The sequence below is a fragment of the Huintestinicola sp. genome (assembly GCF_050874005.1).
In the GTDB taxonomy this organism is placed as follows: domain Bacteria; phylum Bacillota; class Clostridia; order Oscillospirales; family Ruminococcaceae; genus Huintestinicola.
On the sequence record NZ_JBNMJV010000010.1, the window covers coordinates 35,912 to 59,305 of the forward strand.

Consider the following 23,394-nt stretch of genomic DNA (forward strand, 5'->3'; position numbering starts at 1 on the left):
TAAAGACGGTGTGAAAATTATGAAAAAAATCACAATTACTGCCGCAAAGACCGCAGGTTTCTGTTTTGGTGTTGACAGAGCGGTCAAACTCGTGTATAATGAAATAGAACACGGCTTCAAGGCTGTTACCTTAGGCGAGATAATCCATAACCCCACCGTTGTGAACGACCTTGAGAAAAAGGGCGTTCGTGTTATAAACTCCCCCGCCGAAGCGCAGACCGGCGAAAAGGTAGTTATCCGCTCTCACGGAGTGGGCAGGTACGTATACAGAGCGCTTGAGGAAAAGGCTATCCCCTACTCCGACGGTACCTGTCCCTTTGTAAAGCGCATACAGACCACCGCCGCAAAATGCTCCTCAGAGGGTAAGGACGTCATTATTATGGGCGACAAAACTCACCCTGAGGTGGTCGGGATAGTGGGACACTGCAAAAACGGTGCATATGTTTTGCAAGATCCCGAAGAGCTTGAAGCTTTTCTGAAAAAAAATTATGAAAATTCAAAAAAAAAGGTTGCAATTATGCCGCAAACAACGTATAATATAAGTATGTGGCAAAATTGCGCCCGGATAGCCGCCTGTTATAAAAACGCCGAGACCTATGACACCATATGCAGCGCAACCTCAAAGCGTCAGGCGGAAGCGGCAAGGCTTGCCGCCGAAAGCGATATGATGATCGTTGTCGGCGGACGGCACAGCTCCAATACCGTTAAGCTCTTTCGGATATGCAGCGGGCTTTGCGGGACTTGCTTTCACGTGGAAAGCCCTGGAGAACTCAGTTTGCTGAAAATGCCGAAAGGCTTTTCTAATAAAAGTGATATCCGAATAGGTATCACCGCCGGAGCGTCCACCCCGGCATCTATTATCAAGGAGGTCAAAAACCAGATGAGCGAAATTATCAAAAATATGGACGAGGACTTTAACTTTGAGGAGGCGCTCAACGCTTCTTTCAAAAGATTATATACCGGTAACAGGGTGAAAGGATACATAACTGCTGTAAACAACACAGAAGCTATCGTTGACGTTGGTACAAAGCACACAGGCTATGTGTCTCTGTCCGAACTGACAGACGATCCTTCTCTCAAGCCCGGTGATGTTGTTAAAGTCGGCGATGAAGTCGATCTTATCGTTATCAAGATCAACGACGCAGAGGGCATCGTTCAGCTCTCCAAGAAGAAGGTAGACGCACTCAAGGGTCTTGACGAGCTTGCCAAGGCTAAGGAAGAGGGCACAATTCTCGAGGGTACAGTTACAGGCGTAGTAAAGGGCGGCGTTATTGTTCTCTCGAACGGCGTAAGAGTATTTATCCCTGCATCTCAGGCAACAGTACGCAGAGACGAGAAGCTTGAGGATCTCCTCAAGAAGAACGTTAAGTTCAAGGTCATCGAAGTAAACGAGCAGAGAGGCAAGGCAGTAGGCTCTATCAAGGCCGTTCGCAATGCTGAGAGAGACGCTGCAAAGGCTAAGTTCTGGGAGACCGTTCAGGTGGGCGACGTATTCAAGGGCGAAGTCAAGTCTCTTACTTCCTACGGCGCATTCGTAGATCTGGGCGGCATCGACGGAATGGTCCACATTTCCGAGCTGAGCTGGGACAGAATAAAGCACCCCTCCGAGGTAGTATCCGTAGGCGATACACTTGAGGTATATGTTAAGGATCTGGACAAGGAAGCAGGCAGAATTTCCCTGGGCTACAAGAAGGACGAGGACAATCCCTGGGTGAAGTTCGAGAGCGAGTATAAGGAAGGCGACGTTGTTAACTGCAAGATCGTTTCCATCACCGCATTCGGCGCATTTGCACAGATCATTCCCGGAATTGACGGCCTTATCCACATCTCCCAGATCGCTGACAAGAGAGTAACAAACGTTAAGGACGTTCTCTCCGTAGGCGACGAGGTAACAGCAAAGATCACCGAGATCGACTCCGAGAAGAAGCGCATCAGCCTCTCCATCAGAGCAGTTCTCGAGGAAAACGGCGATTCCTCCGAGGAGGAATAATCGGGTAAATTATCAGCGGCAAAGCTTTCGGGCTTTGCCGTTTTTCTTTTTTATCGGGAAATTTCTACATTTACGAATACGTTTAATTATTAAAATTGCACAAAGTGAAAGTAAAAATATTGATATAAAAACCATTGACAGTAAAAGCAAAAAATGATAAAATTATATTGCAATTATTATAATATATATGCGTGAACTGCGTATATATTGAAATGTTTTCCGCCTTTGCAGCAGACGGGAAACAGTCTCAAAATATTTAGGAGGTCAATATGAAAAATTTCAAGAAGACAATTGCCGGAATTTCCGCTCTGACATTTACTCTGGGTCTTACAGCCTGCGGCGGCGGCAATGAGGGCAGCACATCTACCAGCGAGGCTACCGTAACCACCACAACAGGAGCTACAGTTGAGCTGAACACCGCTACATATGCCGAAGAAGATCAGAAAACTCTCGACGATCTGGCAAATGAGAAGCTCCGTGACGTTGAGCTTGAGAACAAGACCATCAAGTGGCTTGCTCACTACGATATCAATCCTTCTACTTCCAAGGGTGACTCCGAAGCAGTAAACATCACCCTCTTTAAGAGCAAGTACGGCGGAAACATTGAATATATCCCCACCACCTGGGAGTCCAGATATTCCGACCTCTCCACCCACGTTCTGGGCGGTGACGGCGTTGACTTCTTCCCCTGCGATACCGCAGCTCTCCCCAAGGGCGTTATCAACGGAATGTTCCAGCCCGTTGACGATTACATTGATATGGATTCCGAGCTCTGGGCTGACGTTAAGGACGCTATGGACATCTATAATTTCAACGGCAAGCACTACGAGTTCGTAAACTCCGTATCTGCCGAAGCAGTAGTTATCTACAACAAGCAGACTATCGAAGAAAACGGCTTTGACGATCCCTGGGAGCTTTATCAGGCAGGCGAGTGGAACTGGGATACCTTCACATCAATGCTTGAGCAGTTCTGCGATCCCGACAACGATCAGTGGGGTCTCGACGGCTACTGGGCAGAAAAGGCTCTGTTCCTTTCCGCAGGCGTTCCTTCCGTTACAGCTGAAAACGGTGTCCTCAAGACAAACCTTATGGACGCTACAGTTGAAAAGGCTATGAACTGGATGTACGAACTCTACAACAAGGGCCTCGTAATGGACAGATCTCTCTTTGACTGGTCCGAGCAGCCCGCATTTATGGGCGAGGGCAGAGAGCTGTTCTACATCGTAGGCGCATGGCACGTACAGTCCAACCCCGACACCTGGGCAACAGGCATTTCTCCCGAAAATCTCGGTCTTGCACCCGTTCCTTCACCCGCAGGTTCCGATCCTTATCAGGGCGCTACTCTTGACGGCTGGGTACTCTGCAAGGGCGCAGGCAACCCCGAGGGCGTAGGTCTCTTTGCAGACTGCACTCGTCTTGCAAACACAAGCGACGAGGCTATAGCGATCGCAGATGCTAAGGCAATGGCTGACTATCAGTGGTCCGAGGAACTTGTAGCTATCAACAAGGAGATCAACGACCTTGCACGTCAGTACCCCGTTGTTGACCTTGCTGCAGGCGTATCCACCGATGTTGCTTCCCTCACAACCGACGGCGGCGACAATATCGGTCTGAGAGCAGCACTTCACGGCGTAGAGTGGGCTTCCAACAGAGAAGAGATTTCCGCTGTTGTTGATATGCTCGTAGGCGAAGCAAGCGATTTTCTCCAGTCAGTTCAGTAATAATTTTTCAAAATTTTTCGGGTATCATACTTCGGTATGGTACCCGTTTTTTCTTGACAATGTACCGCATATGTGGCATAATAATTATAGAATATTCTGTCGAAAGGAAGATGCAAAATGCAGATATCAAAGGATATAAAATACATAGGCGTAAACGACCGGATAAACCCGCTTTTCGAGGGACAGTACAGCGTTCCGAACGGAATGTCCTACAATTCCTATGTCATCACAGACGAGAAAATTGCGGTAATGGACACCGTTGACGGCGGCTTTACAGCACAGTGGCTTGAAAACCTCGAAGCCGCACTCTCGGGAAATAAGCCCGATTACCTTGTAGTTCACCATATGGAGCCTGACCATTCCGCCAATATCGCCGTATTTATGGAGCGTTATCCCGAGGCGGTGATAGTATCCTCTCAGAAGGCATTCGGAATGATGAAGAATTTCTTCGGCACAGACTATGCTGACAGAAGAATAGTTGTGGGCGAGAATGACACTCTTTCTCTCGGAAAGCATACTCTGACATTCGTGACCGCTCCTATGGTGCATTGGCCCGAAGTAATAATGAGCTACGACAGCCTTGATAAGGTGCTGTTCTCCGCCGACGCATTCGGCAAATTCGGCGCACTTGACAGCGACGAGGAGTGGGAAAACGAGGCAAGAAGATATTATTTCGGCATCGTAGGCAAATTCGGTATGCCCGTATCGGGAGTGTTAAAAAAGGCAGCAAAGCTTGATATCGCAGCGATATGCCCACTTCACGGCCCTGTACTTTCGGAAAATATCCCCCATTACCTTGAGCTTTACACCAAATGGGCAGCATACGAGCCTGAGACCGACGGCGTTTTCATCGCATACACATCTGTTTACGGAAACACAAGAAAAGCTGCACTTCTGCTGGAGGAAAAGCTTTCCACAAAGGGCTGCCCCGTAATAGCAATGGATCTGGCACGCTGCGACAGAGCCGAGGCTCTTGCAATGGCGTTCAAGTACAAGAAGCTTGTCTGCGCCTCCACCACCTATAACGGCGGCGTATTCCCCTTTATGCGTGATTTCATAACCGACCTTGCAGAGCACGGCTATAAGAGCAGACAGGTATATCTCATTGAAAACGGCTCCTGGGCACCCACCGCCGCAAGCGCAATGAAAAAGCTTTTCGAGGGCTGCAAGGACGTGGTCATCTCCGATAATATCATAAAAATAAATTCTGCCGTAAACCCAGAAAATATCGCTCAGACAGAAGCTCTCGCAGAGGAGATTGCCTCTCTGTAATGCAGCTTACCGCCTAAAAATGCAGCTTGCCCGAAAAAAGTTGAAATACTCCCAGGGATAAATTATACTTATATTATCATCAGAAAGGAAGAGGATAATATGGGTATGATAATTCTAACGGCTCTGATAATCCTGGAGCTGGTATTTATGATCTGGAACATCGCAGAGGGCGATATGCACCGAAAGGAAAAAGCGGTAAGCGCCCTCGCCATATTCCTGATATTCGCAGTTCTCTGCATAACGGGCGTTGTGAAGTGGGGCTTCAGATACTATATTTTCGGCTTTGCTCTGGCGCTCCAGTCCATCATCGCAGTAATACGTCTCATTAAACCGGATAAGCCCGAAACTCAGGGCAAGGTAATCGGCAAGTCTGTGGGAAGATTTGTGGGCAAGACTATACTCTACACCACCGCCCTTGCGCTCGCCATCATCTGCCCGCAGTTTACCGAGCCCGAACCCACGGGACAGTACAATGTGCTTGAAGCAAAATACACCTGGACAGACGAAAGCCGCACCGAGACCTTCACCGACACAGGGGAAAACAGGAAGATAACCGTCAGCGTGTGGTATCCCGAAAACTGCGCCGAAAAAACACCGCTGATAATCTTTTCCCACGGCGCATTCGGATTTTCCGGCTCAAACTACTCCACCTGCACCGAGCTTGCCTCACGGGGCTATACCGTAGCAGGAATAGACCACACCTATCACACCCTTTTCACCGCCGATACAGAGGGAAAAGTGACCATAGCGGATATTAACTTTTTAAACACCGTAATGGAGCATAACGCCACAGACAACCCCGAAAAGGAATACAACGACAACAGAGAATGGCTTGATCTGAGAGTAAAGGATATCGACTTTGCGCTGAACACCATTATAGCTTTGTCCGAAAGCGGAGACCCTATTTTCGGAAATACCGACACCACAAAGATAGGACTTTTCGGTCACTCCTTAGGCGGAGCGGCAGCAGCCCAGACCGCAAGGAACAGAAGCGACATATCCGCCGTAATAAACCTTGACGGCACGCTGCTTGGAGACGAGATCGCCTTTGAGAACGGAGAAACCGTATATACCGACGAACCTTTCCCCGTGCCAATGCTGGATATTTACAGTCAGTATCTCCGGGACCTGGTAGACGAGTACAAAAGCGAAAACAAAATGAAGGAATATGTAAATTTTCACACCGCACGCATTTCCGAAAACGTAGTATCCACCTGCTTTAAAAATTCGGGACATCTGAACTTCACCGACCTGCCCCTTTTCTCCCCGATGCTTGGAAAAGCCCTGGGAAATATGGGAACGGGAGATATCGACAGCCTGTACTGCATAAACACAATGAACAAGCTTACGGGAGATTTCTTTGACTATGCCTTAAAGGGCGGCGAGAAGCCCGAGATTGAAAAGGAATACTAACATATGAACGTTATCGTCAGAACTGTGGACAGCAATGAAAAATAACAGGTAATAATCGAGTGCTATGAAGTCACGGAAGAGGTGGAGCGTATCCGCCTCTTTGCGGAAGGCTCGGGCAAAACTCTGAGCGGCAGCATTGACGGACGGCTCTACAGCATAAATATCGGAGATATCTACTACTTTGAAGCGGTAGACCAGCGGATATTTGCTTACTGCGAAAGCAAGGTCTTTGAAGTCAGAGGGCGGCTCTATGAAATAGAGCGGAAGCTGTCGGAAAGCTCCTTTCTGCGCTGCTCAAAATCCACAGTAATAAATCTGATGAAGATAGAAAGCGTCAGCCCCGCACTCAACGGGCGTTTCACCGCCCATATGAAAAACGGGGAACGGGTAATAATATCAAGGCAGTATGTGCCTGCGCTGAAAAAGGCGGTGCTGAAATGAGCTTCAAGGAATTTCTGATAAAAAATGTAATGAACAGCTTCTTTATATCCGTTGCCTTTATCTGTATAGGAATAGCGGCGGTAGGCAGCGTGTTCGAGCCGGATAAACGGTTTTCCTACGGAGGTTTTCTTGCCCCCATAATTTTCGGCCTTGCAGCGTCGCTCCCCTCGCTGGTAATGTATTCACGTCACGAACTGACGGTGGGAGAGATGATATTCCGCAAGCTTCTCCACCTTCTTCTGCTGGAGCTTACCATAAACGGTATACTTTTCCTTACGGGAGCGCTGAACAGCCTGTCTGTGACCATTTCCCTTGCGGTCACGATATTCATAATAGACGTTGCCGTAAATGCGGTAATGTACATAAACGACCTCCGCAGCGCCGAGCGTATAAATCGTGGGATACGTGAGATACAGTCGGGGGAGGATAAATAAACTCAGCCCATACACGTTTCGGGTGTGGGCATAATAAAACCGCCTCGACAATCGGGGCGGTTTTCCGTATTCTATACAAAAACTACGCAATAGAAAGTTCAGCACCTTTTTGTAAAGGACAGGCATCTACCATAACTGTGGTGCTTTTGTTTATGTCTGTAGGATCATCAAATCTTGTCATTGCAACGGAAACGACAGTAATTGAATTTCCGTTACTGTCAACAAGCTTGCTTCCGTTCTTTAAGCTGTCACACGAGCCCTCTAAAGTAACCGAAAGCATATTTCCGATAGGAAATACATCTAAAACCTTTAACATATCAAACTCATCAGTCATAAAAATCATCTCCTGTTGTAAGGTGTGTTATGGAAATTATATTATGCTTTCGAGTGGAACAGAAGTACAGGTGATTTTTTCATCTAAACAGTCAGTAAATAAATCTCCACGATAAAAATCCGGTTCGATATTATCGTCTTTATATACCTGAGCAGGTGGGATAAATGACCCCATACTGTCTCCCAAATGAAAAATCCAGCTATCGCCTATGTCTATACAACCCATTATTTTAAATGGTGTATCTAAAACAGCGTCTTGAACAAAATCATAAGCTTCTTTAACAGTTCTCATAAAACGCACCCCCGAAATGTTAACGAAAAAGTCTTTAAATACATCTCCAAGCCGAGTACCATTCCAAATTCATTGTATCACTTCCGCCACCGTTTGTCAATTACCGATATAAAAAAACAATCCGCCCCCAAATATGAACCCCAAATCAGCAAAGTAAACATTTGTGCAATATTTTTCCGCCCAAATCTCCAAACTCCCCAAAGCCCCCATTTTCCCATACCCAATTTTACGAGCAGATTAAAATCCTTATACTCTCCCTCAAAATGCAGTCCAAAATTGTCAACTTTATTCACATTCAAGCCAATCGTAAACCATTCCCGCCGCAATTTACAATAAATGTAATTCGTCAAAATGACGAACAAATTCGATTTTTCAAAAAAATGCAAAAATACCCCCGTTTTAACAATTTCGTAATATAAGTATATTAACAAAAATCCCCCGAAATGCAGTTCATAATTACATTTCCTGCATTTCGGGGGATATTTCATTCATTCAACCCCAAAAGGTCAACATTATCGGTCTACAATAGCCCTGTTTCGGGGAGCATTTTCCAATAGCTGTAAAACACCGCCTAAAACAGCCTATATTATACCATATGAATTTTCTTTTCGGTGTCTGAGTTCTTGCCGTCAATGCCGTATTTCTTGTTGCGGCGCTTCTCGAAGAACTTAGGCGCAACCTTGGGGAACATAGCATAGGTGAGAACATCTTCCTCCTGCTCCAGCCACTCGGAGCATTCCTCTCTCAGCTTGTCCAGCTCAGGCTCAAGCAGATCGGCAGGGCGGCAGTCGATAGCCTCCTCGCCCTTGAGAATGGACTTTCTGAACTCGGGGTCGATGGGTGTGGGAGTCTTTCCGTACTTGCCCGCTACCACGTCCTTGAACTCCTTTGTTACCATCTTATACCGCTCGCCGTTGATAACGTTGAAAACCGCCTGAGTGCCCACGATCTGGGACGAGGGAGTAACAAGAGGGATATTTCCGGCGTCCGCACGTACTCTGGGAACTTCCTTGAGCACGTCCTCCAGCTTGTCCTCCTTGCCTGCCTGCTTGAGCTGGGAAAGAAGGTTGGAGAGCATTCCTCCGGGAACCTGATAAATAAGCGCATTTGCGTCCGCAGCAAGCATCTTGGGGTCGAGAAGACCGCTGTCGATGTACTTTTTACGCAGCTTCATAAAGTAATCACGGATAGAGGTGAGCTTAACAAGGTCGAGACCCGTATCGTACTCAGTACCCTGGAGAGCCGCTACCATAGACTCTGTAGGAGTGTGAGATGTGCCGTGAGCAAGGGGAGACATAGCCGTATCAACAGCGTCACAGCCGTTTTCGATAGCCTTTAACAGGCACATTGAAGCAAGACCCGAGGTGTAGTGGGTGTGGAGCTGAACGGGAATACCGATGTTCTCCTTGAGCGCCTTTGTAAGGGAAGCCGCTCTGAAAGGAGTGATAAGAGCCGCCATATCCTTGATACAGATGGAGTCTGCGCCCTCCTCCTCACACTGCTTTGCGTAGTTAACGTAATACTCGTCGGTGAACACATCGCCAAGGGTAAAGGACATTGCCACCTGTGCGTGTGCGCCCTCTTTCTTAGCCGCACGGATAGATGTGCGGAGATTTCTGATATCGTTTAAAGCGTCGAAAATACGGATAATATCCATACCGTTTGCCACAGTCTTCTGAACAAAGTATTCCAGAACATCATCGGCATAATGGCGGTATCCCAGCATATTCTGACCTCTGAAAAGCATCTGGAGCTTGGTGTTGGGCATAGCCTTTCTGATAATTCTCAGTCTCTCCCAGGGGTCCTCGTCAAGGAAACGGATACAAGCGTCGAATGTGGCTCCGCCCCATACCTCTACGGAGTAATAGCCTATCTTGTCCATCTCCTGCATAATGGGGAGCATTTCGTCTATGCTCATTCTCGTTGCTATAAGGGACTGATGAGCGTCTCTGAGGACGGTCTCGGTGATTTTAACCTTAGCCATAAAGAACCGTTCCTTTCCCTTTACGCAATAGTTGCGATAACATCGTCGGAGTTAACGGTATCGCCCTTCTTAACGGTGATAGAAGTGATCTTGCCGGTCGCATTAGCCACGATATCGTTCTCCATCTTCATAGCCTCGAGAACTACGATCACCTGACCTGTTGTAACGCTGTCGCCTACGCTTACCTTGACATCAAGGATATTTCCGGGCATAGGAGCCTTAACAGGTGTGCCGTTTCCTGCTGCGGGAGCAGGAGCAGCGGCAGGTGCGGGGGCAGCTGCGGCAGGTGCAGGAGCGGAAACGGGGGCTGCTGCGGGAGCTGCTCCGCCTACTTCCTCAACGGCAACATCATAAGCTTTTCCATTAACTGTAATATTAAATCTCTTCATTTTTATCAGACCTTTCGGTTATTAGAATTTATATTAAAGGGGAAGAACGCTGTGCTTCTTGGGGAGACGCTTGTTAAGGCGCTTTCCTGCGGTTATGTCAAGAACGCCCATAACTGCGCTTCTTACGCTCTCGGCAGGGACAACATCATCAACGGCGCCCTTTTCTGCTGCGGCAAATGCGGAAGCCTCATTCTCGGCGTACTCTGCGGCTACCTTGTTTCGCTCTGCGGCAAGGTCATCAGCGCCTTTGAGCTTATCGTGATACAGGAATTCCGCTGCTGTCACGGGGTCTATGGGAGCAATGACTGCCTCGGGAAGTGCAAATACCTGATCTGCAGCGGCGTTTTTGCCTGCGAATGCGATAAATGACGCACCGTATGCCTTTCCGCTTACTACTGCGATCTTTGCACAGGTGGCGTCTGCATATGCACCCGAAAGCCTTGCGGCAGCCCTTACGGACTCTGCTCCGCTCATATCGAAGCCCTCGGTGTCCACAACGGTAACAACGGGAATGGAGAATGCGTCACAGAGACGTACAAATCCCGCAAGCTTTGCGCAGTCATCGGCGGTAAGCTTATCCGAAGCTTTGCCTGCGGCGGCAATGCCTGCTGTTGTACCTCCGATGGTGCAGAGTGCTGTCACAGATGCCTTTCCGAAGCCTGCACGAAGCTCAAGAACGCTGCCCTCGTCGGCAATGCTCATAACGCTGTCCGAAGCGCTTTCAAAGGAAACAGCGGCAGGTGCGTCAAACTCATACTCGGGCAGAGGAGACAGGTTATTCTGAGGCATAAGGGAGAGATATTTACGAACGCTCTCCATAGCCGCTGTATCATTCTCGGCAACAGCCGATACAACACCGCTCTCTGCGGCAGCCTTTGCGGAAGAGTCTCCGCCCACAGCAGCGTAAAACTCTGCGCCCTCGGTCATTACCACATAATCTGCAGCTGCGGCAACGACCGCCATACTGCCTGCGCACACGCCTGCGATGACCGAAACTGTGGGAACAACTCCCGAGAGATTTCCTGCCTCAAGGAGCATTGCGCTGTATGCGTTAAGAGCATCTGCGCCGTCCTCAATGAACGCTCCGCAGGAGTCGTAAATGCCTACTACGGGAACGCCGTTTTTAGCGGCAAGGTCGAACATTCTGCACACCTTTTCCGAATGTGCTCTGCTTACAGCTCCCTTAGCCGATGTGCTGTCCTGAGAGAAGGCATAGGCGGGACAGCCGTTTATATATCCGTAAGCGGTCACAACGCCCGAAGGGTCTCCTCCTGCGCTCCGACCGTTCGCTGTTTCTGTAAATACGCCGTCGTCAAAAAGAGCCGAGAGCCTTTCTCTTGCGGGGCAGGCAGCCTTTGCCGCCGTATATTCCGCCAGCTTCGACTTCTGACTTTCAGTCATCATATTAGTTCCTCCGTTTCCGGGCGCATTACGCTGCGCCGACAACTAAAAATTTATCCGAGTATAATTATACAACATTTTCTCACAAGTTACAAGAAAAATCCGGGATTTTTTTTATCTTTCGCAATTTTTTACAATTTGTCAAAAAAATCACAAATCAAAAGTCTGACCGTTCAGTCAAGATAATAATGCTCCGCACATTCCGCAAGTATCCTTTCCGGGTCATTTCCCTCTATATCAAGCATTTCCGCCTTTATCAGCACAGCCCTGCCTATGCCGAAATAGTTTTCAGCCATATCCTTTATATAGTCAGCGGGTGACGACCCGCAGCGAGACGTTCTATAATTTACTTGGGCATCATAACTGTCGGCTCGGTAACGATACAAATAAACTGCCCGGTAAGTATATTTATTATAGCACATTTGCTCCGAAATGTCAATGCATTTGCATCGGGTCATAGGATTTTATCAATGCTATTGCCATAATTTGTGTTGACTTAATAGAAAAAGTATGATAAAATATAAAAGAAATAATTTCTTTTTGCCAAACAGAAAAGAGGTAATGTTTGAAAATCAGAGATTTTCAAACCAAGTTTTGTTTTTCGGACTAAAGTCCGAAATTTTCTGACGAAAGCCACAAAACTCTTTATGAAAGGATGGTCATTATAATGAGCATCACCGCATTCAAATGCCCCTGCTGCGGAGCGGAGCTGACATTCTCCTCCGAAGCACAGAAAATGTCCTGCGAATACTGCGGCACCGAGCTTGATGTGGAGGCTGTAAGTGAGCTTTCACGAAATGAGCAGTCCTCCGATGATATGAACTGGAGCACCGTTTCCGAAACTACGGTGGGCCTTGAGGGCGATATATGCACCTACACCTGCGGCTCCTGCGGAGCAGAGATAACCGGCGACAGAAGTCTCGGCGCAACCACCTGTCCCTACTGCGACAGCCCCTTTGTGGTAAACGACAAGTTTGACGGTATGCTGAAACCGGATTACGTTATCCCCTTTAAGGTGGATAAAGATAAGGCTATTGCCAAATTCAAGGAGTTCTGTAAAAAGCGTCCATTGCTCCCCGGCAATTTTATGTCCTCCCACCGCATTGAGAGCGTTCAGGGTATGTATGTCCCCTACTGGCTCTTTGACTGCGGAGCAAAGGCACATTTCCGTTTCAGAGCCAACAGAGTTTCCTGCTGGACTGAGGGAGACTACGATGTTACAAGGACAGATCATTATATGCTGGTAAGAGACGGCTCGATGGAATTTGACCACGTTCCCGTTGACGGCACAACAAAGCTGCAGAAGGAGATAACCGAGGCTATCGAGCCTTTTGACCCCTCGGGTGCCACGGCATTTAACCCTGCCTATCTTTCGGGATATCTTGCGGACAAATACGATGTTTCCGCAGAGGACAGCCGTCCGAGAGCCGATGAACGTATAAAGGAAAGCGTTGAATACGCTTTCAGGCAGACTGCGGATACATATACGGGCGTTATGGTGGAAAACTCCAACATATCCCTTGAAAACGGTCAGATACATTACGCTCTTATGCCGATGTGGCTTATGACCGCAAAGTATGACGGAAAGCTTTACACCTTTGCTATGAACGGTCAGACAGGAAGATTTGTGGGCGAGCTGCCTATTTCCCGGGCGAGGTTCTGGGGATTGTTTGCGGCGATCTCGGCGGTCTCCGCTGCGGTGCTGGCGATAATCCTCGGATTTCTCGGCGTATAATAAGGAGGGGTACACTTATGAGTCTCAAAAAAGTCATTACGGCATTTTTGGTTTCTTTCTGCACATCTGCGGCGGTGTCCCTTATACTCCACGCAATCGACAGATCTGACAGGGAGGAAAAGTAAGCATATGAAGAAGATATTAGGGACTTTCTGCGCTCTTGCCTGCTCTGCGGCTGTACTGCTTGCAGGGGGGGTGACTGCTTCTGCGGAAAGCGAATATAAGGTATATGATAACGGCGATCTCCTGTCGATGGACGAGGAAGTCGCTCTTGAAGATAAGCTTATGGACATTGCCGTTACATACGGTCAGGACGTTATAGTTTATACTACCGACAGTATGGACGGTATGGACGCTGAGGATTACAGCTACTATTTAATTGACGAACTTGATGCAGGCATTGACGGCAGCGGTATAATTTACCTTGTTTCTATGGAATACAGGGATTATTATATTCGTGGTTTCGGCAATATGTATGACGAGATAATGACACATTCTATCATTGATGATACGGCTGACGAGCTGCGTCCCTATCTTACTGACGGAAAGTATTACGAAGCTTTTGACAAGTACGCCGACAAGGTCCTTTCGGAAATACAATATGTTGAAGAGTATGGTCCCAATGAGGAACCTTCTTATGCTATTCCCATTGGTATAGGCTGCGGTCTTTTGATTGGTCTGATTACCGTACTTGTGATGAAGGGCAGTATGAAAACTACACGTGCCGAAACTATGGCGAATAATTATGTCCGTCAGGGAAGCTTTAAGCTTACAAATTCACGTGACATTTTCCTCTATTCTCAGGTAACAAGGACTAAGCGGGCTTCCGACACAAGCACCACAAGCAGCGGTGGGAATACCGGCGGAAGCGGCGGCAAGTTTTAAGGAAGTTTTATTATGAAAAACATCTGGACGGGAAAGCGGGAGAGGAAATTCTCCGCCGCTCCCCTGCTTATATTCGGCGTGGGTGCGGTCTTTACGCTGATAGCTTTGTCAAATTCCCGGAGCGCAAATGAAGAGCTTAGACAGAGCAGCATCAAGGAAAGCATTTCCAAGGCAGCGGCGCTTTGCTATGCGGCGGAGGGGGCTTATCCCGAGAGCCTTGATTACCTTGAGGATAATTACGGCGTAAGGACAGAATATGACAATTTTACGGTGCACTACAGCTATGCGGGCGGAAATATCCCCCCCGACATAATCGTTACCCCAAAAACGAAAGGATAATTTTAGTATGGATACGGTTTCGGTCATCATTGCTGCGGGCGGCAGGTCTCAGCGTATGGAGGGAGTTAACAAGCAGCTTGCCCTTCTTCGGGGAGTTCCCGTTATTGCCCGTTCGATGATGGTTTTTCAGGGGCTTGAGGAAGTGGGCGAGATAATCGTTTCCGCTCGTCCCGAGGATATTGGTACGGTGGAAGGCATTGCCAAGGAGTACGGCATTACCAAGTTTGCAGGCTGTGCAGAGGGCGGAGAGACCCGTCAGCAGTCGGTGGTGAACGCTCTGAAAAGGGTATCGAGAGAGACTTCTCTGATTGCCGTTCACGATGGGGCACGTCCTCTTGTCAAGGCTGAATTTATAAAACAGTGCATAAGGGACGCTTCCATATTCGGCGGTGCGGCTCTTGCTGTTCCCGTAAAGGACACCATCAAGCAGGCGGAGGGCGGCTTTGTTACCGACACCCCCGACAGGAACAGGCTTTATATAACCCAGACCCCTCAGATATTCAAGAAAAAGCTTTATTTTGACGGGGTGAATTTTGCGGGAGATCACGGTCTTGATTTTACCGATGACTGCCAGCTTGCGGAGGCGGTGGGGGGCAAAATTCATCTTACTCATTCCGATTACAGGAACATTAAAATAACCACTCCCGAGGATATGGCTATTGCTGAGGCTATTCTCGGGGCTTTGGAAAGGAAGGACAGCGGGGTATGATAAGGATAGGTCACGGCTATGATGTTCACAAGATGGTACCGGGAAGAAAGCTTATACTTGGAGGGGTGGAGATACCCTATTCCTTCGGGCTTTTAGGGCATTCGGACGCTGATGTTCTCACCCACGCTGTTATGGACGCTCTTCTGGGTGCCTGTGCGCTGGGGGATATCGGAAAATATTTTCCCGACAATGACCCTGCCTGGGAAAACGCTTACAGCATTGAGCTTCTGAAACAGGTAACGGCGCTCCTTCGGGATAAGGGCTATGCGCCGTATAACATCGACTGCACGGTGGTATGTCAGAATCCCAAGCTCTCGCCTTATACGGAAATTATCAGAGAGACCCTTGCAGGCGCTATGGGGATTGACGTTTCCTTTGTGAGCGTCAAGGCGACCACCGAGGAGAAACTTGGCTTTACAGGCTCGGGACAGGGTGCTGCGGCTCACGCTGTATGCACGGTCACGGAGCTTTCGGAGTAAATTAAATTTCAGGAGGAAAAATATTATGAACAAAAAATCAGTTTACAAGATATCCTACGGTCTTTTCGTTCTCACCGCTTCGGAGGGAGATAAGGACAACGGCTGTATCGTTAACACCGTTATTCAGCTTACAAGCGACCCTATGCAGATAGCTGTTACGGTGAACAAGGGCAATCTCACCCACGATATGATAAAGAACACGGGCAAGTTCAACGTTTCTGTTATTGACCAGACTGCTCCCTTTGAGCTGTTCAAGCATTTCGGTTTTCAGAGCGGCAGGGACTCTATGAAGTTCGGCACTCCCGATTCCTACAAGTTTGCTCCCAAGTATGCGGACAACGGTCTGCTTTATGTAAGCGCATATGCAAATGCGTTTATGTCGGGTAAGGTTGTCAAAGAGGTCGATCTCGGCACTCACACTATGTTCATTGCGGAGATGACCGACGGCGAGGTGCTTTCGGACAAGCCTTCTATGACATACGAGTATTATCAGGCAAATGTTAAGCCCCGTCCTGCCGCTCAGAAGAAAACAGGCTGGGTATGCAAGGTCTGCGGCTACGTTTACGAGGGCGAGGAGCTGCCTGCGGATTTTGTATGCCCTATCTGCAAGCACGGTGCTGTGGATTTTGAAAAGAACTGATACTTTCTTGTACGAAAAAAGAACCGCTTCTTCGAAAGCGGTTCTTTTTTCAAATAGCAACATAATTCATTTTACGTGCGGGATTTTGACATAATAAATTTGGTTTGCGGCACATAATATTTCAATCAAATTTAGTAACCAAGCTCTTCAAGATAATCTTTGATCGCCTGATTGAGAAGCTTAAGCTCATCTTTGCTCATAGCCGAATCCAAATCGATCTGAACATACTGTCCATAAATACCGATAGGTTCAGTCTGATGAAATCCCACACTATGATGGTCATCAAACTTGTAGCCACTGTGGCTGGTCACTATGTGATACCACTCGTGAGTTGTTCCGCCCATTTTGTTTTCTGCCGAGATCTTCAGCCAATATCCCCTTTCCGTATCGCGGTCAGAAGTCGGTTCATAATCATATGCCCCTGTGATCTTTACGGATGTGGGAGAGTTAAACTGTTCAATATACTTAAACATTTCGGAGGCGATCTTTTGTCCCCGGTCGGAAAGCTGGTAGAAAGCAGGCAACTCACCTTGCAATATACCGTTTTCGTCAAATGTGCAGCGGTTTCCGTCAACGGTTATTGTAGCATTCCGAGCCATTTTTCCATCCGAGAAAAAGTAATAGGTCTGACTTCCGTATTTCATCCAGCCTGTTTGTGCCTCATAGGAGGATTTGTTAAAATAGTATGCATTTTCACCGACTACCGCCCAACCTGCAGCAAGCTTTCCATCTCTAAAATGATATGTCTTGCCTTCACTTTTGACCAATCCCGTAAAATCAGCGGAGGGCGAAGCAGGAAGGTCATACAGCTTTGTCTTTGCGGAAACTTTTCCGCTTACTGCCCCCTCGGTATATCCGTTATCCGTTTTTTTCAGAACAGCGACTTTAAAATAATATTTCGTATCCTTAGAAAGCCCTGTGACCTTGCATGAGGTACCCTTGATGTTTTTGTATTTTTTATACATTTTTAATTTTGGATCGTATTTGTAGACCCTGTAAGCATCCGCACCTTTTACATCAGACCATTTTAAGGTAATTGATGTGGTTTTGGCAGTGTATGAAAAATTTGAGGGAGCGCTTTCCTTTACGGAAGATACAGCCGATGTTTCGGCATAAACAGCATTATTAGAGACAGGCACTGTTCCCACACACATTACTGCGGATAGAAAAGCTGCGGCAAACATAATTTTCTTTGATACCATTTTTACAACATCTCCTGATAATTATTTGAGTCTTCCATTACAGCAATCCACAAAAATATCCAGCCAAGTTCGGCAGTCTATTTCCGGTCTTGCTGTCTTGCTATAGTATCAGAACAGTAAAACGTTTTTTATAACGTTCGGCAAAAAATTTACTTAAGGCTTTAACAGCATAGAATGATTTTTCACACCTCCCGTCTCAAAGCTTCAAAGGATTTTTTTCAATAAGTTTATCTCTTTCTTTTGAGCATAGCTTGCACATTCTTAACGAACCATTTGAATATGCCACAGCATCATTTTCGGAAGAAAAAAATTTGTATATCCGATCATCAAGGCAACCCTTGCTGTGATGGCAGTAATTTTTAATATGCAGCACACCGGTACCGGTATTATAAATATACTGTTTTCCCATTAACGTTCCTCCCGTAATTATTTGCCTGCCGAATAAAGAAATTTTTGTACTTTACCGTTTTAACTGCCTGTAATACTTGAATTATGGATAAGACCGAATGGAGTCTTTACTACTTAATATTATAGTATTCATTATGCGGATTGTAAAGTATATTGTACTCGTTTTGAGCATAATAACAAAAAGCCTCCTCATTTCCTGTATAATTTGCTTATAAGGATGTGATAATATGGCATTTGGCGATAAATTAGCGGAGCTTCTTGAAGAAAACGGGATATCTCAAAGGGATTTTGCATCAGCCCTCAATATTGCTCCCACGACCCTGAACGGTTATATAAAAAACAGACGTCAGCCCGACTTTGAGCTTGTAAAAAAAGCCGCTTTTATTCTCGGTGTCACAACGGACTGTCTGCTTGAATATAATTTCGGCGCAGAACTGACCGTAAAGGAGCTTTCCCTTATCACAAAGCTAAGAAAACTAAACAAGTGTCAGCAGGAAATAATATATGATCTTGTAGACCTAACAATAAAAAAATCCGAATAAAATACTTGTTTTGCATATTTTTCTGCCGCAATAATTCTTTTATGAAAAATATATATCACTAAACAATCGCCCCTCCCCAGGGAAATCATTTCGAGATGTGACTTAACAGCAATATTGATTCCCGTGTATTTCAATGCAAAAACGAGTGGCTGCAGGCTCAGCCTGCGCTTGACAAAATCACTTTAAATATGGTATAATTAAACAAAATGGGATAATAGCGGCAGGGTGCCGGAAACGGGCGGTGATGGTTTGAAGAAGAATATTTTTGCGGCTTTTGCGGCGGCGCTTTTGATGTGTTCCTGCGGCAGTCAGAATGAGGGTGCGGCAGATACTTCGGCATCATCGTCCGAGACGTTTTCTTCGTTTCCCGAAAGCACTTTCATATCCGAAACTGCCGATACTATAGCGAGTACGTCTCCCGAAAGCGAAACATATGCCGAAAGCTCAGAGATGTCACACATAACTTCGGAGACTTCCACAGCCTCTTCTGCAGTTCCTTCGGAAACAGCGGAAGAATTGACCGAAAATCCCGAGACCGAAACCAAAACCGAAACATCACCGATCGTCACCGAAACAGAACCGTCCGTTTCGGAGATCATCACCGAGACGGAATATTCAGAGCTTTTAAGTTCAGAGACTTCCGAGAGCGTTCCTCCCGAAACAGAGCCGGCTTTGACTACCCTGTCCGCAGTTGTCAGCGAAAAACCCGAAAAGGTGGTCGTTCCCAAAATAAAAACCGGCAGCTTTACGGGGGAGAAAATGCTGGAAAACAAGCTTGCCGCTGCCGATATCACATCTGCCTCCGACGGAGTGGTGATGGTCTCTTACAAGGGAGAGTGCAAAAAGGTAAAGGTGCGTATCACCAAGGGCGATGCGGTCTATGACTATGCCCTTGACCCGGGGGGCACCGTTTTTCCTTTGCAGTCGGGCAGCGGAACATACAATATAAAGGTGCTTGAAAATGTTTCAGGCAAGACCTATGCCATTGCGATGGATATGGATTTCGAGGTTTCCATAAAGGACGGGCTGTCGCCCTTTTTGCTGCCCTCTCAGTACATAAATTACAGTCAGTCCGACAAGTGCGTTTACAAGGCGGCAGAGCTTTGTTCGGGAAAAACGGGTACTATTGATAAAGCGGCGGCAATGTTTGAGTATGTGACGAGTCACATCACCTATGACAAGGAACTGGCGGCAAATGTCAAAAGCGGATATATCCCCGACCCCGATGCTACTCTTGAAAGCGGCAAGGGAATATGCTTCGACTATGCTTCACTTTTTGCTTCAATGTGCCGCTCCCAGGGCATTCCCGCAAAGCTTGTGATGGGGTATGTCCGAGGTGACGTTTATCACGCCTGGAATGAGATATACACCGAGGAAACGGGTTGGATAACTGTTGACCTGTTCCTTGACAAGGGCGGCTGGGAGCTGCTCGACCCCACCTTCTACGCAAGTGCTTCAGACAAGGCTCAGGTTTCTGAGTATATTGGCGAGGGCAGCGATTATTCGGCTGTTTATTATTATTAAAAATAAGAGGTGAGCCTTATGTGGCTTGTGTTTGCGCTTTTATCGGCGGTGTTTGCCGCTCTCACGTCGGTGCTTGCCAAGATCGGCATTGAAAATGTGGAGTCAAATCTGGCTACTGCCATAAGGACTGTGGTGGTGCTTATTATGGCGTGGGGAATGGTCTTTCTCACAAAGGGGCAGGGCGGCATTTCGGATATTTCACGCAAAAGCTGGATATTCCTTATTCTTTCGGGGCTTGCTACGGGTGCTTCATGGCTGTGCTATTACAAGGCTATCCAGATAGGCGAGGTATCAAAGGTCGTGCCTGTGGACAAGCTGAGCGTGGTCATTACGCTTATTCTTGCGGCGGTGTTTTTACACGAGAAGTTTACTCCGAAAACTCTGCTGGGTGCGGTGCTTATTACCGCAGGCACTCTTATACTTATTTCAAAATGACAGGAAAAGGACGGTTATCCCAATGAGAGAGAGCATTCTTACCATTCCCATAAGCGAGATACTTGAGCCAAAGGAGGGCTGCCCCATATGCCGTATGAGGAATATGCTGGAGAGCAGGACGGTGGAATATATTATGGGTGCGGCGATGATGGAGCCTGATGTGCGCATTGAGACAAACCGTGCAGGCTTCTGCTCGGTGCATTTTTCTCAGATGCTCAAACAGAAAAACCGCCTGTCCCTTGCACTTATGCTTCAGACCCATCTGGACGAGACGAGGGGGCAGCTTTTTTCACGCAAAAAACTTTTTGAGCCGAAAAATGCCCGCAAGAAACGGCTTTCCGAGATAAACGAGAGCTGCTTTGTCTGCGAAAAGATAGACTGGGGCATGGAGCGGCTTATGAGGACATTTTTTGAGATGTTTGGTGACCCGGGCACAAGGCAGCTCCTTTCAGAGCAGGAATTTATCTGTCTGCCCCACTTTGACCTTTTGCAGTCTATTGCTCCGAATTACCTGAAAAAACAGGAGTTTGACAGCTTTAACGAGCTTTGCAGGCAGCTTACCGAGAATTATATGAATACTCTTTACGAGGACGTTTCAAAATTCTGTTCCATGTACGATTACCGCAGCTCGGGCAAGGACGCCGACTGGGGTAATTCCAGAGACAGCATTGAACGGGCAGTGGGGTTTCTGACCTCGAGACAGCCTTGAGACACAGTTTATTACAGATACAGCCGGCTTTCAAATGGAAGCCGGCTGTTTATTTGATATCCGACAGTCAGAAACAGAAAAAGTCCAACTGTTTTACCAAATATTATACCGAAAAACGGTTGACTTTTTGTGCGAAATGTGGTATAATTATATCACAGAAAATTGTATATTTATTTTAGGGGTTCTCCGGAAAACTGACGTAAAGGTGTTGCGGAGGTTCCCTTCAAAAGGGAGGAATGTGTATGCCCGAGGGAAAAAAGATAATCGCTCAGATGACCGAGGATATCACCGCTTTGTGCGACCCCTGTATGATATACCTTGTGTCCGAGAAGAAAAATTCAAAGGGCGGGCTTACCGGCTTCAAGCTATGTGTTGTGGTGCCCGACAGTGTAAGCCCCGGACCTCTGGAGACTCGTCTGCTCCTTAAAACCGACTGTCCCGTGCCCTGCGATTTTATCGTGTACAACCTTACCGACTGGAACGAGTGCGCCGAGGACGACTGCTCGTTTGCATACAGAGTCGAGAACGGCGGTGAACTTCTCTATGTCAAGAGGTGCTAAAAAGGGCGACAGCAAGCGGTATTACGACTGGATATATCACGCTTCGCTGGATATGATGGCGGCTGAGCTGCTGGCTCCCGAGCCAAAGCTTTATTACACCGCTGCTTTCCATTGTCAGCAATGCATTGAGAAGGCGCTTAAAGGCTATCTCCTTTTTAAAAGCAGAAAGCTTCTTGACGGTCACAACCTTACCTGGCTGTGCAAGCAGGCGGCTATGATGGACAGCAGCTTCGTTCAGTGGCTGGACGAAAGCGCAGTTCTGAACAGATACTACATCGAAACAAGGTACCCTGCCGATATTCCTCTGGAGATAGACGAGGAAACTATGAAGTCCCTGCTCAGAATGAGCAAGGAAATGATGGACTTTATATGCTCCCTTACCAAGTTCGATTTCGGCAGCTACCACAGAAAAAGCAAAAAGTAAAAAGGAAGCGTTCTTTTGATAATTGATTTTCACACACACGCATTCCCCGACGCTCTGGCACAGCGTGCTATGGCAGGGCTTGTAAGCTCCGTTCACAAGGCGGATATGGGATTTCCCGAGATAATGTACTCCGACGGCACCGCAAAGGGGCTTACGGACAGTATGGACAGGGCGGGAGTTGATATTTCCGTACTGCTCCCCGTTGCCACAAAGCCATCTCAGCCAAGGGGCATAAACGAATGGGCAAGGGAATTTGCACAGAATGACCCGAGGATAATCCCTTTCGGAGCGTTCTTTCCCGATGAAACCTTTGAGGAGCAGCTTGAGGCTCTGGCAAGGGACGGGTACAAGGGCATAAAGCTTCACGGGGATTTCCAGGGATTTTATGCGGACGAGGAGCGTATGCTGCAAATTTACCGCCGCTGCGGGGAATATGGGCTTATATGCGTTCTTCACGCAGGTCTTGACTGCGTTTCGCCCAGGGATATCCACGTTACCCCCGAAAGAATGGCGAGGGTGCTGGACAAGGTGAGCGGCGTAAAATTCGTTCTTGCTCATATGGGCGGCAACTGCCTTGAGGACAGGGCTGCCGAGCTTCTTGCAGGGGCGGAGGGGCTGTGGGTGGACACGGCTTATGCGGCAGGACGGTTATCTCCCGCCAAAATGACTGAGCTTATCCGGGCATTCGGAGCGGACAAGGTGCTTTTTGCTTCGGACAGTCCCTGGAACGACCCTGCAGACGATATCCGTCTCATTCGGGAAACTCCTGTTTCCGAAGATGAAAAACAGGGCATTTTATACAAAAATGCAGAAATGCTTTTGGGGCTTTCGTAATACTGTTGTCAAAGGTTACAAAACAGACGCTTTATGAATGAACTGCCCAAAAATCTTGACGAAAATTCCTGCGAATTTGTTGCGTGTTAATGAAAATCAGGTTAAAATTTCGTGCCGTTTATTGTTTTTGTACAACGGTACAGGACGGGATTTGATACATTTGGTTAATACTCCCTAATATTTGGTTACAATTTGGTTAAATTAACATATTGCTAATTTTTCGTCAAAATGCTATAATATGATAAGTATTTGAAATGCTTGTGAAAAGTATCGCTATGGGTGCAAAACGCAATGCATTT

At 47.3% G+C, this 23,394-nt stretch carries 27 protein-coding genes; 19 read left to right on the top strand and 8 right to left on the bottom strand.

What is annotated here, in order from left to right; genetic code table 11:
- Positions 1-19 precede the first annotated feature (19 nt).
- The 6 genes from ACR0QN_RS05240 (at position 20) to ACR0QN_RS05265 (ending at position 7,271) form a co-directional block, all read left to right on the top strand.
- Entirely contained in the window at positions 20-1,990 is a 1,971-nt protein-coding gene (locus ACR0QN_RS05240; protein ID WP_432650143.1) for a bifunctional 4-hydroxy-3-methylbut-2-enyl diphosphate reductase/30S ribosomal protein S1, read from the top strand.
- Between the two features lie 269 nt (positions 1,991-2,259).
- Entirely contained in the window at positions 2,260-3,711 is a 1,452-nt protein-coding gene (locus tag ACR0QN_RS05245) for an ABC transporter substrate-binding protein (protein WP_432650144.1), read from the top strand.
- A 117-nt stretch (positions 3,712-3,828) separates the two neighbouring features.
- Positions 3,829-4,983, top strand: a complete 1,155-nt coding sequence (locus ACR0QN_RS05250) for an FprA family A-type flavoprotein (RefSeq protein ID WP_432650145.1) — start codon at positions 3,829-3,831, stop codon at positions 4,981-4,983.
- A 99-nt stretch (positions 4,984-5,082) separates the two neighbouring features.
- Positions 5,083-6,396 carry an alpha/beta hydrolase family protein gene (locus ACR0QN_RS05255; protein WP_432650146.1) on the top strand — a complete coding sequence of 438 codons (1,314 nt, stop codon included), beginning with the start codon at positions 5,083-5,085 and terminating at the stop codon, positions 6,394-6,396.
- An 81-nt stretch (positions 6,397-6,477) separates the two neighbouring features.
- Positions 6,478-6,837 carry a LytTR family DNA-binding domain-containing protein gene (locus ACR0QN_RS05260; protein WP_432650147.1) on the top strand — a complete coding sequence of 120 codons (360 nt, stop codon included), beginning with the start codon at positions 6,478-6,480 and terminating at the stop codon, positions 6,835-6,837.
- Positions 6,834-7,271, top strand: a complete 438-nt coding sequence (locus ACR0QN_RS05265; RefSeq protein ID WP_432650148.1) for a hypothetical protein — start codon at positions 6,834-6,836, stop codon at positions 7,269-7,271. Before ACR0QN_RS05260 ends, ACR0QN_RS05265 begins: the two co-directional genes overlap by 4 nt.
- 82 nt (positions 7,272-7,353) lie before the next feature.
- Here ACR0QN_RS05265 and ACR0QN_RS05270 read toward each other — a convergent pair whose 3' ends face one another.
- The 6 genes from ACR0QN_RS05270 to ACR0QN_RS05295 all read right to left on the bottom strand — a co-directional run bounded on the left by ACR0QN_RS05270 (position 7,354) and on the right by ACR0QN_RS05295 (position 11,966).
- Positions 7,354-7,605 (bottom strand): hypothetical protein, encoded by a 252-nt coding sequence (locus ACR0QN_RS05270; RefSeq protein WP_432650149.1) that lies wholly within the window; start codon positions 7,603-7,605, stop codon positions 7,354-7,356.
- A 36-nt stretch (positions 7,606-7,641) separates the two neighbouring features.
- The gene (locus tag ACR0QN_RS05275) at positions 7,642-7,896 is read right to left on the bottom strand and encodes a hypothetical protein (RefSeq protein ID WP_432650150.1); all 255 of its coding nucleotides are present in this window, start codon (positions 7,894-7,896) and stop codon (positions 7,642-7,644) included.
- 586 nt (positions 7,897-8,482) lie between these two features.
- Positions 8,483-9,880 (bottom strand): oxaloacetate decarboxylase subunit alpha, encoded by a 1,398-nt coding sequence (locus ACR0QN_RS05280; protein WP_432650151.1) that lies wholly within the window; start codon positions 9,878-9,880, stop codon positions 8,483-8,485.
- 20 nt (positions 9,881-9,900) lie between these two features.
- Positions 9,901-10,269 carry a biotin/lipoyl-containing protein gene (locus tag ACR0QN_RS05285; RefSeq protein WP_432650152.1) on the bottom strand — a complete coding sequence of 123 codons (369 nt, stop codon included), beginning with the start codon at positions 10,267-10,269 and terminating at the stop codon, positions 9,901-9,903.
- A gap of 33 nt (positions 10,270-10,302) precedes the next feature.
- Positions 10,303-11,673 carry a carboxyl transferase domain-containing protein gene (locus tag ACR0QN_RS05290; RefSeq protein ID WP_432650153.1) on the bottom strand — a complete coding sequence of 457 codons (1,371 nt, stop codon included), beginning with the start codon at positions 11,671-11,673 and terminating at the stop codon, positions 10,303-10,305.
- 170 nt (positions 11,674-11,843) lie between these two features.
- On the bottom strand, positions 11,844-11,966 hold the full coding sequence (locus ACR0QN_RS05295) for a hypothetical protein (RefSeq protein WP_432650154.1): 123 nt from the start codon (positions 11,964-11,966) through the stop codon (positions 11,844-11,846).
- Between the two features lie 371 nt (positions 11,967-12,337).
- Between ACR0QN_RS05295 and ACR0QN_RS05300 the strand changes: the two genes are divergently transcribed.
- The 6 genes from ACR0QN_RS05300 (at position 12,338) to ACR0QN_RS05325 (ending at position 16,457) form a co-directional block, all read left to right on the top strand.
- Positions 12,338-13,405 carry a hypothetical protein gene (locus tag ACR0QN_RS05300; RefSeq protein ID WP_432650155.1) on the top strand — a complete coding sequence of 356 codons (1,068 nt, stop codon included), beginning with the start codon at positions 12,338-12,340 and terminating at the stop codon, positions 13,403-13,405.
- Between the two features lie 129 nt (positions 13,406-13,534).
- Entirely contained in the window at positions 13,535-14,290 is a 756-nt protein-coding gene (locus tag ACR0QN_RS05305) for a TPM domain-containing protein (protein WP_432650156.1), read from the top strand.
- Positions 14,291-14,302: 12 nt separating this feature from the next.
- Positions 14,303-14,629, top strand: coding sequence for a hypothetical protein (locus ACR0QN_RS05310; protein ID WP_432650157.1), 327 nt, complete (start codon positions 14,303-14,305; stop codon positions 14,627-14,629).
- A 7-nt stretch (positions 14,630-14,636) separates the two neighbouring features.
- On the top strand, positions 14,637-15,338 hold the full coding sequence (gene ispD / locus ACR0QN_RS05315) for a 2-C-methyl-D-erythritol 4-phosphate cytidylyltransferase (protein ID WP_432650158.1): 702 nt from the start codon (positions 14,637-14,639) through the stop codon (positions 15,336-15,338).
- On the top strand, positions 15,335-15,817 hold the full coding sequence (ispF, locus tag ACR0QN_RS05320; RefSeq protein ID WP_432650159.1) for a 2-C-methyl-D-erythritol 2,4-cyclodiphosphate synthase: 483 nt from the start codon (positions 15,335-15,337) through the stop codon (positions 15,815-15,817). Before ispD ends, ispF begins: the two co-directional genes overlap by 4 nt.
- A 25-nt stretch (positions 15,818-15,842) precedes the next feature.
- Positions 15,843-16,457 (top strand): flavin reductase, encoded by a 615-nt coding sequence (locus tag ACR0QN_RS05325; protein ID WP_432650160.1) that lies wholly within the window; start codon positions 15,843-15,845, stop codon positions 16,455-16,457.
- A 131-nt stretch (positions 16,458-16,588) separates the two neighbouring features.
- Here the strand turns inward: ACR0QN_RS05325 and ACR0QN_RS05330 are convergent, their stop codons facing one another.
- Complete coding sequence (locus ACR0QN_RS05330) at positions 16,589-17,659, bottom strand: fibronectin type III domain-containing protein (RefSeq protein ID WP_432650161.1); 1,071 nt, start codon at positions 17,657-17,659, stop codon at positions 16,589-16,591.
- A gap of 196 nt (positions 17,660-17,855) precedes the next feature.
- Positions 17,856-18,068 (bottom strand): hypothetical protein, encoded by a 213-nt coding sequence (locus ACR0QN_RS05335; protein WP_432650162.1) that lies wholly within the window; start codon positions 18,066-18,068, stop codon positions 17,856-17,858.
- Between the two features lie 226 nt (positions 18,069-18,294).
- On the opposite strand from ACR0QN_RS05335, the gene ACR0QN_RS05340 reads away from it, so the two are divergent.
- From ACR0QN_RS05340 to ACR0QN_RS05370, 7 genes are all read left to right on the top strand, one after another.
- Positions 18,295-18,609 (top strand): helix-turn-helix domain-containing protein, encoded by a 315-nt coding sequence (locus ACR0QN_RS05340; RefSeq protein WP_432650163.1) that lies wholly within the window; start codon positions 18,295-18,297, stop codon positions 18,607-18,609.
- A gap of 249 nt (positions 18,610-18,858) precedes the next feature.
- Positions 18,859-20,133 carry a transglutaminase domain-containing protein gene (locus tag ACR0QN_RS05345; RefSeq protein WP_432650164.1) on the top strand — a complete coding sequence of 425 codons (1,275 nt, stop codon included), beginning with the start codon at positions 18,859-18,861 and terminating at the stop codon, positions 20,131-20,133.
- 18 nt (positions 20,134-20,151) lie between these two features.
- Positions 20,152-20,568: an EamA family transporter gene (locus ACR0QN_RS05350; protein ID WP_432650165.1), complete on the top strand. Its 417-nt coding sequence runs from the start codon at positions 20,152-20,154 to the stop codon at positions 20,566-20,568.
- A gap of 22 nt (positions 20,569-20,590) precedes the next feature.
- Positions 20,591-21,277: a DUF6062 family protein gene (locus ACR0QN_RS05355; RefSeq protein WP_432650166.1), complete on the top strand. Its 687-nt coding sequence runs from the start codon at positions 20,591-20,593 to the stop codon at positions 21,275-21,277.
- Positions 21,278-21,519: 242 nt separating this feature from the next.
- The gene (locus ACR0QN_RS05360; RefSeq protein ID WP_432650167.1) at positions 21,520-21,837 is read left to right on the top strand and encodes a hypothetical protein; all 318 of its coding nucleotides are present in this window, start codon (positions 21,520-21,522) and stop codon (positions 21,835-21,837) included.
- A complete protein-coding gene (locus ACR0QN_RS05365) occupies positions 21,821-22,261 on the top strand; it encodes a HEPN domain-containing protein (protein WP_432650168.1) in 441 nt (146 codons plus the stop codon). The genes ACR0QN_RS05360 and ACR0QN_RS05365 overlap by 17 nt, the downstream gene beginning before the upstream one ends.
- A 15-nt stretch (positions 22,262-22,276) precedes the next feature.
- Positions 22,277-23,095 carry an amidohydrolase family protein gene (locus ACR0QN_RS05370; RefSeq protein WP_432650169.1) on the top strand — a complete coding sequence of 273 codons (819 nt, stop codon included), beginning with the start codon at positions 22,277-22,279 and terminating at the stop codon, positions 23,093-23,095.
- The last annotated feature ends 299 nt before the right edge of the window (positions 23,096-23,394 follow it).